Below are 13,640 nucleotides of genomic sequence, written 5' to 3' on the forward strand. Positions count from 1 at the left end.
ATGTGAATGCTAAGGGCATTTGAAGCTTTTCAGTGTCAAATCATTTGGATTAGCCATCCAATTAGGAAACATAAATTGATAAGGCTGGCTAATTGCTTTCGATATTGGTACTAAAACTTAATCTGTAGAAGATTTCAGCATTAATTATGGAAACCGCTGAACTATATTCCAGATAATTTGATGTCATTCAAGTCCAATAAATTTTCAGCCTTACGAATGGCATCGTCCGTAAAGGTTTTTTCATTTTTCATTTTAAAAAGCTCTTCCCGCTGCATTTCATGTACTTTGCGCATGACCTGGCGGTATTCTTCAAGTTCGATAGCTTTATCGTGGGAAACTTTATTCGAGGTTAGATATCTTTGATGCCCTTCAATTTCTTTGTATAGACTTTCGGTATACGCACTAAGAAGGCTGTTGTTTTTACTCGCTTCGGAATGGTGCTCACTTAAACACTGCAAGGTCATAATATCCAGCCGCATCCTTATTCCTGCATTTTGCTCGTGCTGTGGAAGAATTGGGTCGATTTCGGTGACTTTTGTAAGTTTGATAAGTACCGGGAGGCTCAGGCCCTGAAATACAAGGGTTATAAATATGACAACAAAGGTTATAAAAATAATCAGATCCCGCTGGGGAAAAGATTTTCCACCATCAATCAACAAAGGAATGGAAAGTGCTGTCGCCAGTGATACAACTCCCCGCATACCAGCCCAGCCAATGATGAACAGGTTAGCTAAGGCAGGTGCAGGTGACTGCCTTTTCTTTTTGCTGATCCAGCGAGGAAAAAAGGCGATTAAATAAACCCATAGAATTCTTATACAAACTGCTATCAGGCTTATGATAACACCATACTTAATTGCGTTTATGATTGATATGTTGCCCAAACCGCTCACTATGACAGGAAGTTCAAGACCAATAAGAATAAATACAATTGCATTCATCGCAAAAATAACCGTGTGCCACACCGAAATCATATTCATTCTGGTTTCACCGGTTTTGAAAACTTCATGGGCACGGAATGACATAAATAACCCACCGCTAACAACTGCCATTACTCCAGAATAATGAAAATGTTCTGCAGTTAAAAATAGTATGTAAGGCGTCATCAGTGTAAGTGTGGCATCTATAGCGGCAGAGGTTGGCATAAAACGATGTATGATGTACATTAAATATCCACCAGCGATTCCGACTGCAATTCCCATCCCTGCAACGAGAAAAAACTGACCTACAGCCTGATGCATTGTAAATGAACCAGTAAGGATTGCAGCTAGTGCAAATCTAAAAATGATGAGTGAAGAGGCATCATTTACGAGGCTCTCGCCTTCTAGGATCGTTATTGTTCGCTGCGGTACTTTAAGTCCTTTCAAAACAGTTGTGGCAGCAACCGCATCTGGGGGCGAGATTATACCACCAAGGACAAAGCCAAGTGCGAGCGTAAAACCAGGTATTATGAGAATTGACGCAAAGGCTACGATCACCGAGGTAAGTAATACTAGCCCAAATGCCATAAGACCGATCTGTATCTTCCATTTTTTAAATTCGCGCCAGGATGTGTACCATGCTGCCTCATATAATAACGGTGGCAGGAATATCAGAAAAATAAGCTCAGGATCTAATTTAAGGATAGGCATTCCAGGGATAAAACCAATAAGCAGTCCTGCCAAAACTAAAAATATCGGATAGGCAATACGCATCTTCTGGGCGAGCATAACCAGAAGTATGACTAAGAAGAGCATGCCCAGGATTAATAAAAGATTTTCATGCATCATTTATCTGTTTAAAGTATTGTTAATGGCTAAAATTTAATGCTGACCATAGATGCGGTAAAAAAACCGTTTTTGTGCTCAGGAATGGCTACGTTGATAAAATTGCCGGTATCGAAATATTGAATACCAATGTTGAAGTTTATAAATCTGTTTACCTTCCAGGCAACACTGCCAAGATATGTGGTTCCAATGTAACGGTCCGGAACATTTAAAGATGGTAAGTTCAGCGATCCATCCGGCCTGTAAATCCCATCATTTACAGAGTGACGCCAGTTAAATACCACTTCGACTGAAACCTGGACTTGTGCCAATGCGTTAAAGGCCAGGCTAGGGTGGAGCGATATCAGGTTTGCCGGACCAGCCTGTGGGTTCATCCCAAAGTAGCCCCCATTAGGAAATAACGGGTTGAATGTACCCAGTCTGCCGTCGCCTTTTGACCTGTCTCCGGATATCAGGTCTCCGCGTAACTTTACCACAGGCCGTCCCCGAAGGTTTACAAACTTATAGCCAACTTCTGAGGAGCCGCCCCCAGCCATAATTTTTTTCAAACCGAATCTTCCGCTTTGGAAACCACCTTCGAAATTATAGAATAAACCAACCCCGTTTTTCCAGATCCTGGTGCCAAAGGTGTGACGCAGTTCCGCCGCATTTCCTTCATCGAACCGTCCGTTTTTCCTGTCAATGCCAAGGTAGTAAAAATCCGTATTGAACAGCTTCGGGGCAGAGAGCGTTCCATATAAGCCCCAGATTTTTCCTCCTGAACCGATGCGGTTATCAAAAACGCCCTGATTAGTCCCTCCTGATTTCAGGAAAAATCCGTCAATATTGAATTTATCTGTTTTGAAAGCTGCCTTAGCTCCATCAAAGTATAAGCGGAGATTTGGCCCTTCACGAACATCAAGCAGTCGTCCGCTCCCATACTGAAGTTCCTGCCTTCCAATACGGAGCAGAAGTTTTGATTTCTTTCCATAGTAAGGGTAGAAATCAATAAAAAGATTTTGTATGTTCAGCTTGTCCTCATCAATAGGCCTCGGACCATTCTTGCGCCCACTTTCCTGACCGCTCCGCAACTGGGAGAAAATCCGCAGACGCCTGTTTATCTGCAAATCTCCATGTATACTGTACCTTTGTAAAAGGAAAATATCGCGGCCCAGGTTTCTGGATCCCCAGTCTTCATTTTCCGCCCTATCCAGCTCAAGCCTCACCTCTCCACCGAAAGATAAATAGGCGTTGCCGATCGGCGACAAGGGAATAAATTTTAATTTGTTATAAAAAGTTCTTGAACTGTCCTTAAGATGAGTGTATTCCTCCTCAAAACGAAGAAGTTTAAAACTTTGCGCCGCGGACCACTTTACACAAATCAGCAAAGTGACAAGGATTAAAACAGCCGGTTTCATATGTCAGCAAGACCAAATACCATTGGTGTTTTTGCAGGTTCAACAAAACCTGGGATATTAATACATTCAAATAACTTGTAAACTATCATTGGACAATGTCTGTATTGATTTTAATGTTGCTCTTTAATATCTTGGAAATTGGACAGCTTTCAGCAATCCGGAGCAATCTTGAATGAAGGTCTTGATCGGTAATTTCGGGCAGTACTATCTTTCGTTCTATGTATACAACGATCCCTTCTTTTTCAATTTTGTTAAAAATGTTAGCTTCAACGATTATTTCTCTTACAACGATTTCTTTGATATCAAGATACATTCTCAGGGTTGCAAGCGTACATGCAACAAGAGAGGAAAGCAGAAGCGAGTAAGGGTCGGGTCCTAAGTCCTTTCCACCGATCTTTTCCGGCTCATCGGTGATCAGTGTGCCATTTCTCCATTCAATGTAAGTTTTATATCGCTGGGCCCTGATAATGCCCTTAATAGACTTTTCTAAAAGATATTTCATGAAGCTGATTTTTATTGAAAATTAGATCAGCAACATTATGCTGGGCAAGCAGAATATTGTCTGCTCCTGTGCTGTTGATCCTTCTATTTGGCTGAACAACTATTCTCTGTACCATACCGCAGCATACATTTTCGGATGGCGCCTGAATTGTAGATTTACGTACGGACAGACCGGCACTATCTTCAGGCTATTTTGTTCCGCGTAGTTTACCAGTTTATCCAACAATAATTTGGCAAATCCACGGCCTGCAAATTCTGATCTGACTTCAGTGTGGAAAACAGTAAGCTTCTCACCAGAGATGGCGATGTCCATTTTGCCTGCTTTGACATCATCGGAAAATAATTGAATCTCCCCATAAGGACTTCTATCAATCACTACTTTTGTCTGTTCCATTTCTATACTGTTAGTTTTATCTGTTTTTTCTATACTCAAGGCCCCCGAAGGGCATTTAGCGATCTGGCTAAAAAGCTGCTCGGTGGTCGCATTTTCTATTTTTATCCAAGGCCTTTTCGTAGGATCATAAACTTTTGGAAGCGTCTTCACGCAAATTCCAGCATGTATACATACTTTAGGTTGCCAAAGAATACTGATCTCTTCATTAAAATATTCTATCTTTTCCATATTCTAGTTTGAAATTTGATAAAGTAAAATTCCTGTTTGCATTTCAAAAATTGCCTACAGTGGAACCCGGTACTTATCTTACTGCCAAAGTTCCGCAAGATGGTCAGAACGAAAGATGATAAAAGGCTAAAAAGAAAATAGACAATTGTCTATTTTTTAAATAAGTACTCTTCTCTAACTCGAGGTGAAGCTGATATTTATCCGAAATACAGTATCCTTTATAATTTCGGATTGGAAGTGGCAAGCCGAAGTGATAAGTGATTTTTACAAGCCTGGGTGGTAGCAAATTTTTCAGGAATTTAATCTGGGGCTGTACAGAAAAAAACTATGGCCATAAAAATTTTGAGCAACAAATAAGGCATAGCGGATGGGCTAATGAACGAAAAGATTATCCAGTAAACCAAAAGGTAACCCTGTTGGCAGCGCGTTTATTGTTTATAATAAATGTATACAAATAACTACTAAAATATAAAGAATCCTAAAGTGTATTGAAAACATTTTTAATTCCTCCCATGCTGGAGGATGTTTGTATAAATCCTAAATCGGGCTTATTGATCAATTGGTACAGATGACCAGAAAATTCGTTATAGCTAACGGGACAGTATTGGCACAGAGCTTAAAAGTGTTGAAGGCATTTGCCGTAGATGAACATTTTGAACGATGCTGATGCCGAAAATCTAAATAGCCTATAACTAATTTCTTCATTTCGAAGCTTTCCAGAAAGATTGTTCACTTTGGAGACCTGATTTTTTATTCAGGATGGTTTGAAAGTGAACAATCTTTTAACTTCTGGAAGATATAGATAAACTAAAGCTTATTCAACGTATTTTCAATACGGCCGGAAAGATCTAAAAGGTGGGCCTTTCCCAATCCGCTTGCACTGGCTGATGCAGTTTTGAAATTAGTATCAAGGTTCCTTAGCTCTTCTTTTATAACCGAGATCACATCACTCTGGGCAATGGGTAATCCTTCCCTGGAAGCCCCTGAAAGTATGGCAGCCAGGGGGGAAGCCTGCGCAGGTGAAGGTTTTAGCACAGAAATTAATCTTTCTATATACATTTTTTGCAAATTTCTCCTGTAAACATCAATTGGCTGGTTGTTTTTTAATTCCGTAAAGATCGATCCGTTTAAATCGGAAAAAAGGTCTGTTATCTTGTAGGCGGCAATTCCATCCATTTCCTCTGCGGAAATTAGTTTAGTCAGGGTGTTCGTACTTAACAATCTGCCGATTATGATATTTTGTAGCCGACCAGCCACTTCCAAGCCGTTCTGGCCGATACGATCCAATATTGGTTTGTTAATAAGCCATGAGGGCGTCTGGAAAAGTTGCGTATTTAAAAAAGCCATTGCCTCTCTTTGCGTCGGCGCAGGCGTGCGCTCATAGACTGGTCCTTCCTGTTCTACTGATTTTGGAGTTTCATATATGCCGCCGATATTTTTAGCAACATGGCCCATGTACCTGTTAAACTGTCCAGTCAACTGGCTATACATATTGTTTAAATTGCTATATCCTTCTGCAGGCTCTTTTGTCCATTCTTGCAGACCTTTCAATATCAATTTTAAATTTTTGATACCGTAGGTGCCTGCTTTCATCGCATTGTCCGATAAATCTTCATTCTGCGAATGTGGATCATCTGGATTGGATTCTGTACCAAACCATAACCTGCGGTTTTTAGCCGCCTCTATGGTCATTTTATTTAAGATAGGCACTTCCTGTTGGGGCTTTTGGGTTTGGGGAAAATATTTATAACCCCACTCAATTGCCCATTTGTCGTAATCTCCGATTCGGGGATAAAGACCTGTTGCGGAAATGTTATCCTCTGGCTGTGCAACGTAATTAAAACGGGCATAGTCCATAATAGAAGGCGTATGGCCATTAGCCTCTACCCATTCTTTATTTCTGAGCATTTCTGTTGGTACTGTAGAACTTGATCCATAGTTATGAAGCAGGCCCAGGGTGTGGCCCACTTCATGGGATGATACAAAACGGATGAGATTGCCCATTAATTCATCGTCGAAGTTTACCTTTCGGGCCCTTGGGTCAACCGCTCCCGTCTGGATCGTATACCAGTCATGCAATAATTTCTGTACGTTATGGAACCAGTTGATGTGGCTTTCGATTATTTCCCCGCTGCGCGGATCGGCGATACTGGGGCCGCTTGCATTTGCAATTTCTGATGGTTTGTAAACAATAGCCGAATGACGCGCATCATCGATGCTCCAGCTAGAGTCCTGTTCAAACGTAGGTGCTTCTTTGGCTACCACTGCGTTTTTAAAGCCTGCCTTCTCAAATGCCCTGGCCCAATCGTTTACTCCGGCAATCAGGTAGGGTACCCACTTCTTTGGCGTGGCAGGATCGATGTAAAATACAATAGGTTTTACCGGCTCTACGAGCTCTCCACGTTGGTATTTTGCAAGATCCTTTACCTTAGGCTCAAGTCTCCATCTTTTGATCAGTTCAAGCTCTTTTACACCTTGGGGATTTAAATCAAAATCCGTATATCCTACTGTAAAATAACCTACCCTGGGGTCAGCATAACGTGCCTTCATAGCTGTTTTTGGCAAAATCACCAGTGAGGTATTCAGTTCTATAGTCGAGAAACCTGAAGCTACGCTGCCCGCCATTCCACTCAGTGGGGATTGTGATAGTTGGAACGCAGACAGGCTATACGTTTTTACCGTACTGATTTCGACATTCATAGGATAACTGCGGACATTTTGAATGTAACTCCTATCCGCCTGTTGCGCGCCCAGCCTTAACCTGGTTTTAGCAGTTGGCGAGCCGAAATAAAAAATATCATTATCACCGTTTATATAGTCGGTGATATCGATTACACTTGCTTTTTTATCGTTTGTATAAGCAGCTATATTAAAAGAGGCGGCAATGGCTTGGATATTTGAATTTTTTAAGGACTGATACATGGAAGTTGTGCTGTCTGGCCCATAAGTTTTAAAACTAACCTTCCGTAGGAAAATCCTGTTATTGGGGCCTTTTTCAAAACGGATAACCGAACTCCCGATCTGGTCACCGGCATAGCCCTGTACTGCTCTCACCTCGGCACCAGATTTGGAGATGCGGCTGACCACTAAAATATCCCTTCCGAGAATTGTATCGGCTATTTCGAAGAAAACTTTATCTTCAAGCCTGTGGGTGGTAAGCATGCCCTTTCTGGTTGTTGCCTTGTTTGTTATAACCTGGTCATAGGGTTTTGGCTGAGCCCTTATGCCAGAACCTAAAACCGATCCCGGAGATCTTTTGACAGTGTCGCTCGGCTGTGAACCCATTGACCTGATCTGGGCATGGGCAGCTGTAATAACTAAAAGCGCAAATAGTATGCTTAATATTGTTTTCTTCATGATAAACTGAATGGTCTAAGAAAGTAAATTTATGGACAGGCAGTGTTTTTTATTAGTCCGTACGACAGATTATTTTATTAATTTTTTTAGTGTTTCGAGCAGTTGTGGCCCCCGTAGATTAGTAGCGATAATAGTTCCATCGCTACTGATCAGCGCATTAACGGGAATGGCGCCAATGCCATACAATACTGCTGCGGGTTCTTTCCATCCCAAAAGTGATGAGACATGGTCCCATGGCATCCCATCTTTTGCGATTGCAGCCTTCCAGTTCTCACCCTTGGTATCAAGAGAAACACTCAGTACATTGAAACCCTTGTCATGGTAGCTTTTGAAGGCATTTACCACATTGGGATTTTCCTTTCTGCAGGGGCCGCACCAGCTGGCCCAAAAATCGAGTAGCGTATATCTATTTTTGGACAGAACATCATAAAGCGCCAGTTTTTTCCCCTCTGGGTTTAATGATTCAAATGGTTTGGCCTTGGAACCGATTTTCATGTTTTTTGAAACAATGATCTTTTCTTCAAAGTCTTTGCCATCTGCTGAGTTTTTAAGCGACTGTCCGAGTTTTTGGAAATGTGGCATGATCTTTTCATAGTCGATATTCGGCCCGGCAAGCTGCTTGAGATAGTCGAGCGATACATAAGAATTTGGGTTGGTATCAATAAAAGTAAAAATTGATCCGACAATTTTCTTTTTCATACCCTCAAGCTCCGCAACAAGCGCCAATGCAGCAGGAGTTTTTTTATCAGCAGGAGGGATGGCCCGGTATCTAGCCATGGCGATGCCTCTTTCTGCCTGCAGGGGTTTAAGTACAGACCTGAGTTTCTGATAATCACTTGCAAGCTGGGTCCCCGAAATCTCAGCAGATTTTAGTGAATCTACAGTGGAGATTAAAAGATCGCCTTTTGAAAGGTAAATGTCGGTACTGTTGGCCGGTTGTATTTTCCCAAGCCGTAAATAACCTACATTTGGTGTTGAGGTACTACCTTTTAAACTGAATGTCCCGTTTTTGACTATACTGCTATCTGTTACAAGTACCTTCCCGTTATTGTATATCAACATCACGGACTCTCCGTTGTGCGAGGGATTTAATTTTCCACTGATGGTAAATGGCTGTTCCTGAGCAAAAGACAACACTGGAAACAATGTGGATAACGCAAAAATCTTTATATAATTTAATTTCATGGATGGATTTAGTTATAACCTGGGTTTTGTATAAGAAAGGGGTTGTTTTCGATCTCGGTTGTTGGTATTGGAAAGAGTTTGGCTTCGGGCCTCCAGTTTGGTTTGCCCGATAGCACCACATCGGCCCGTCGGCTACGTTTTAGATCTAGCCAGCGGTGGCCAAGCTCTGCAAAAAGCTCTATGTATCTTTCTCTGGCAATCATTTCAATCAGCTCCGGTTGTGTAGCGCCCGCAGCGGTGGGAGCCAATAGTCCCGCTCTTTTTCTGATCACATCCAGATCGGATATCGCATCTGAAAGATTATTCTGCTGCGCCCTTGACTCGGCCCTGATTAAATATACTTCACCAAGACGCAGAAACACCAGTGATTCTGTCTTTGCTGTTCCCGTACCACTGCTGATCTTGTACTTGAAGGGGGAATAGTAGCTTTTGGTTACCCCGCCCGTAGTAGAGGTATAGGTTTTGATCCAGCTGTTTTTCCTTCCATCCCCAATACCAAAACTGTTAAAAAGTGCATCGGTAAGCTGGTAGTTTGGTAGTGTAGACTGGATAAAGTTAAAGCCGTCCCAAGTGTATAGATTAAGTGCTGGCTGTTGAAGCTGAAGCAATACTTCTTTGCTGGAAAGTAAAAAAACATTGTTCAGTATTGGTTCAAGTGCGTATAATGGAACCCCAGTAGTGTTTTTGCCGGCAATAACTTCGCTTGCCAACGCTTCGGCTTTTGCCCATTCGCTTCTGTACAAATAGACCCTGGCCAATAACGCTGCGGCAGCATAAGTGTTCGCCCTTAAGCGGGTTGTTCCCAGATAGTTTGTGCTTAGGTTTTCTTTTGCAAAAGTGAGATCGCTGATGATCAGCTCATATACTCTCTCAATACTGCTGCGCGGAAGAACCGCATTGGTGCGGTAATCTGTACCGGTAACAAGGGGCACATCGCCAAATATGTTGACCAGGTAAAAATAATTTGCCGCCCTGATAAACCTTGCCTCGGCCATATATTGTTTTTTGCCATAATCACTCATGCCCAAAGAGCCTGGAATATTTTCAATAGCTGCATTTGCAGTATATATGGTGTTATACAATGGTCCCCAGTAATAACTGGCTACATTTAGGTTAGCTGAACTGACCGAGTTAGTGTAAAATTCCTGGTAAACGTTTGTAGGAGTTGTAATCTGCAGCTCATCCGCACTTACTCCCAGGCCAATAGACATCGATCCGCCGAAGGCGTAACCAGTAGTTTTAACCATGTTCAAGTAGAGCCCCCTGATCACAGAGTTTGTTTTCGCATCGGTTTCAAATGCTGATGCGGTAGTGATCGAATCGATGGGCAGATCGATCTCCACAAACTTTTTACAGCCAAAGATGCTTATGCAAAGATATAACGTTAATAATATGTTATTGAATTTTGATTGATTCTTCATGTTTATAATGTTAAAGTGATACTTGAAGGCCTCCGGTAAAAGTACGCAGCGGCGCCATCCGGGTGTAACTCTGTGTTTCTGGATCACCGCCCTGGTAACCTGTGATTACAAATACATTCTGCGCCTGGAAATATAATTTGCAGGAACTGATACGGATGGCGCTTAACCAGTTTGCCGGCAGATCATATGCGAGGTAGATGTTTTTTAGCCTTAAATAAGAAGCATCTGTGTAAGAACTCCCAGAAGAAATATAGGCATAAGTACCTGAAAGGCCGTTAAGGGATCCAGGAAGGGTAGTATATTTTTGCACATCTGTATGTTGTCCGGGAGCCTGCCAACGGTCGAGCGCCAGGGTAGGAAAGTTTAACATTACCCCCGGCAGATTGAAGTTTTGTGAAGCTCTCCAGTCTTTACCGAGCTGACTGGTAAACTGAAGAAAAAAACTTGCGGTAAAGCGCTTGTAACTAAAAGTATTGTTTAGCCCACCATAAAATTTTGGGTCAGTATTTCCTCTTACAATGTAATCCAATGCGTTCGCTATCTTGTCCCCGTTTGCATCCTTAAGCGTGTAGAGTCCGGTTGTGGGGTCTACACCCAAGAGCTCATTAGCAAAAATCCTGTTCAATGACTCTCCGATCGCATATTTTGTCGCGTATGATGAAGAAGCCAGATCCGGATATTCCTTTAATATATTCTTTGGCAAGGTGATATTGAAGTCACTTGCCCATCTGAAATCTGTGGTATTGATATTTTTTGTTGTCAATGTAAGTTCCAGGCCACGGTTCTGTACTTTTACCCCCTCCAGATTGTTTACCACCGCGGTAAAACCAGTTATCCTGGGCAAAGGGTAACTTACCAGAGGATCAGACGAGATATTCTGATAGACGGAGGCAGTAAACAGGATCCTGTCTTTTAAAAAGCCCAGTTCCAGTCCAAGCTCTGCTTTGATATTTCTTTCCCAATGGAGTTTAGGGTTATATAGTTTCCCAGGTGCAAGAGTAGTTGAATCGCCATAATTAGATCCAGTGATATAGCTGTCTAGGTAAGAATATTCGCCAATCTGGTCGTTTCCTGTAACGCCATAACTTCCGCGCAGCTTACCATAACTAAATGCCTGGTTGTCCTTGAAAAAATCTTCGCTACTGAAAATCCAGGCACCACCGACTGCTCCGAAACTGGAGAAGCGTGATTCCGGGCCGAAGCGGCTGGAACCATCTCTGCGTCCGGTCAGGTTAATGATATATTTTTGATCCCAGTTGTAGTTGATCCTTCCAAAAAATGCCTGATAATTGTATGTTGAAGAAGTATTGTTAATGGAGACGGTAGGGGCTGAGCCGAGCGATTCTAGCAGGTCATCACCAGTGTAACCCGTTCCCCGTCCTTGGAGTGAAGTGGTGTTACGACTATTATAAGTTGCCCCAAGGAGTACGTTTAAAGCACCCCTGCCGATTTTCTTTGTGTACTCTGCCTGTGGCTCTGCGATCCAGTTTTTAAATACAGAATTACCCAAAAGTGATAAGCCGCCAAGATTTGGTTTGTTTGGGTTCTGTGAAGAAATGGGCATCAACCTTTTATCATTTGTAATAGTTGAATTGTATCCAAAACTGCTACGTACGGTCAGATCTTTAGTGATTTTATAATTCAGAACAGTATTCGCATTTAAGCTGTTCATGTTTGAGAGATAGATCAGTTTTAGCTGCGCCAGCGGATTGTCCTTTCCGTCGTAGCCCCCTTCGTTCCAGGCCAAGTTTCCTTTCTCGTCATAAAGTTTAAAGTTGGGTGGGAGTGTTACCGCTGCGGCCAGATCACCTGCCACCAGATCGCTTTTTGCTATTGAATAGAGGCCGGAAAAATCGATAGTGAAATTTTGGTTCTCAGAGGCACTGTGCAGATTGAAGCTCACAGATGCCCTGGCGCTACTTTTCTCACCGGGCCATACCGTACCGTCTTTATGGTAGCCGCCTCCCAATCGATACTGTGTGTTTTTGTCCCCTCCTGAAAAGGTAACCTGGGCATCGTTTGTTTTTGCGGAATTGCCTACCAGAAGCTTTGCAAAGTCGGTATATCTGCTGTTGTCCCACAGCAGCACATCATAAGCGTTTGCATTGGTTTTTGTAATGTTGTCATTGGCAAAAGCCTCATTTCTCATTTCCAAATACTGCTGGGTATTCATCATCTTTGGAAGCATGGACACATTGCTCACTCCTGAATATACCGTTGCGTTGATTTTCAGTTTACCGGGCCTGCCTTTTTTAGTGGTAATCAGGATAACCCCGTTTGCACCTCTGCTGCCATAGATAGCAGTCGCATCGGCATCTTTAAGGACATCAATACTTTCAATATCCGCGGCATTTAAACCCGCGAATGCACTCAGCCCGTCTGTTGTTGCAACTCCGAACGGACCTAAGTTAACATTTACTTTATCGTTGCCGGCAGCAACGGGTACCCCGTCTATGATAAATAATGGCTGATCTGAACTCAGTGAGGAATCAAAGTTTGCACGCCCGCGGATCTGTACATTCAGTCTTGCACCGGGTACCCCTGTGTTCTGGCTCACAACCATTCCGGGAATACGGCCTTCCAAGGCCTGAAATACATTATTGACGGGCTGCTTGTTGATCTCTTCGCCCGAAACTTTTGAAATGTTGCTGGTGGCCAGGCGCTGTGAACCTTTTCCATACGCCTGAACGGCAACTTCGTCCAGTTTGGAGATATCCTGGGCCAGAAGGACAGTGAACTTATCGGCGTTTTTCCTTACAGGCATCTCCTGGGTCTTATAGCCCACCGATACGAATTCCAGAATGGTGCCTTCGGGAACACTGATCCTGAATTCTCCCTCGCTATTGCTTACAGCGATGACTTTACCGCCCTTCATTCGGATGTTCACGTTTGGGATGGAAGAGCCGTCTTCACTCATTACCGTGCCCTTAATGCTCACATCAAGAGAGAGAAAGCCGGAGATGTTCTCGAAAATGCTTTTTTCCTTCTTCTTTATGATTATCGTTTTGTCTTTTATAAGGTAGGTGACACCCTGATCCTTTAAGCATAATTCCAGGGCGCTGTTGATATCAGCGTGTTGCAGCTGGATGCTGATTTTTTTTGCGAGCTTCAGATCGTAATCATTGTAGATAAAATCATATCCGCTCTGTTTGGTGATCATCTTAAAGATCTCACTTACCGGGGTGTTCCTGACATTGATACTGATCTTTTGGGCAAAACTCGAGGCCGAGCTCTGCATGATAAAGAACAGTAGTAAAATAGCGGTTAGCTTCATAAAAAGCACTGGTCTTTTAAGTGTATAAAAATCCATACATTTGAATTGGTTTGGTTTGAAAGTTGATTCTGTGGTAAATGGTAGAAGCTTAAAAAATTCAGACCGATGCATTTTTTCTGC

Annotated in this window: 8 protein-coding genes; all 8 read right to left on the reverse strand. The window is 42.6% G+C overall.

All coding sequences use genetic code 11. The features are described from left to right. Positions 1-161 precede the first annotated feature (161 nt). Complete coding sequence (locus EZ456_RS04685; protein WP_131528008.1) at positions 162-1,763, reverse strand: Na+/H+ antiporter; 1,602 nt, start codon at positions 1,761-1,763, stop codon at positions 162-164. Between the two features lie 29 nt (positions 1,764-1,792). Next, positions 1,793-3,010 carry an alginate export family protein gene (locus tag EZ456_RS04690; protein WP_225876468.1) on the reverse strand — a complete coding sequence of 406 codons (1,218 nt, stop codon included), beginning with the start codon at positions 3,008-3,010 and terminating at the stop codon, positions 1,793-1,795. A gap of 235 nt (positions 3,011-3,245) precedes the next feature. Continuing rightward, positions 3,246-3,662 carry an OsmC family protein gene (locus EZ456_RS04695; RefSeq protein ID WP_131527792.1) on the reverse strand — a complete coding sequence of 139 codons (417 nt, stop codon included), beginning with the start codon at positions 3,660-3,662 and terminating at the stop codon, positions 3,246-3,248. Positions 3,663-3,761: 99 nt separating this feature from the next. Then, positions 3,762-4,283, reverse strand: a complete 522-nt coding sequence (locus EZ456_RS25270) for a (4Fe-4S)-binding protein (RefSeq protein WP_205945026.1) — start codon at positions 4,281-4,283, stop codon at positions 3,762-3,764. Between the two features lie 807 nt (positions 4,284-5,090). Next, positions 5,091-7,640, reverse strand: a complete 2,550-nt coding sequence (locus EZ456_RS04710; RefSeq protein WP_131527794.1) for a zinc-dependent metalloprotease — start codon at positions 7,638-7,640, stop codon at positions 5,091-5,093. A 69-nt stretch (positions 7,641-7,709) separates the two neighbouring features. Next, positions 7,710-8,825, reverse strand: coding sequence for a TlpA disulfide reductase family protein (locus EZ456_RS04715; protein WP_131527796.1), 1,116 nt, complete (start codon positions 8,823-8,825; stop codon positions 7,710-7,712). A gap of 8 nt (positions 8,826-8,833) precedes the next feature. Continuing rightward, positions 8,834-10,246 carry a RagB/SusD family nutrient uptake outer membrane protein gene (locus EZ456_RS04720; protein ID WP_131527798.1) on the reverse strand — a complete coding sequence of 471 codons (1,413 nt, stop codon included), beginning with the start codon at positions 10,244-10,246 and terminating at the stop codon, positions 8,834-8,836. Positions 10,247-10,256: 10 nt separating this feature from the next. Beyond that, complete coding sequence (locus EZ456_RS04725) at positions 10,257-13,556, reverse strand: SusC/RagA family TonB-linked outer membrane protein (protein ID WP_165501246.1); 3,300 nt, start codon at positions 13,554-13,556, stop codon at positions 10,257-10,259. Between the last annotated feature and the right edge of the window lie 84 nt (positions 13,557-13,640).

This window comes from Pedobacter psychrodurus (genome assembly GCF_004331735.1).
In the GTDB taxonomy this organism is placed as follows: Bacteria; Bacteroidota; Bacteroidia; order Sphingobacteriales; family Sphingobacteriaceae; genus Pedobacter; species Pedobacter psychrodurus.

Excerpts from the sequence above, each read along its gene's own strand:
- EZ456_RS04715 (WP_131527796.1), bottom strand. The coding sequence starts at position 8,825 with ATGAAATTAAATTATATAAAGATTTTTGCGTTATCCACATTGTTTCCA.
- EZ456_RS04710 (WP_131527794.1), bottom strand. The coding sequence starts at position 7,640 with ATGAAGAAAACAATATTAAGCATACTATTTGCGCTTTTAGTTATTACA.
- EZ456_RS25270 (WP_205945026.1), bottom strand. The coding sequence starts at position 4,283 with ATGGAAAAGATAGAATATTTTAATGAAGAGATCAGTATTCTTTGGCAA.
- EZ456_RS04720 (WP_131527798.1), bottom strand. The coding sequence starts at position 10,246 with ATGAAGAATCAATCAAAATTCAATAACATATTATTAACGTTATATCTT.
- EZ456_RS04725 (WP_165501246.1), bottom strand. The coding sequence starts at position 13,556 with ATGGATTTTTATACACTTAAAAGACCAGTGCTTTTTATGAAGCTAACC.
- EZ456_RS04695 (WP_131527792.1), bottom strand. The coding sequence starts at position 3,662 with ATGAAATATCTTTTAGAAAAGTCTATTAAGGGCATTATCAGGGCCCAG.
- EZ456_RS04685 (WP_131528008.1), bottom strand. The coding sequence starts at position 1,763 with ATGCATGAAAATCTTTTATTAATCCTGGGCATGCTCTTCTTAGTCATA.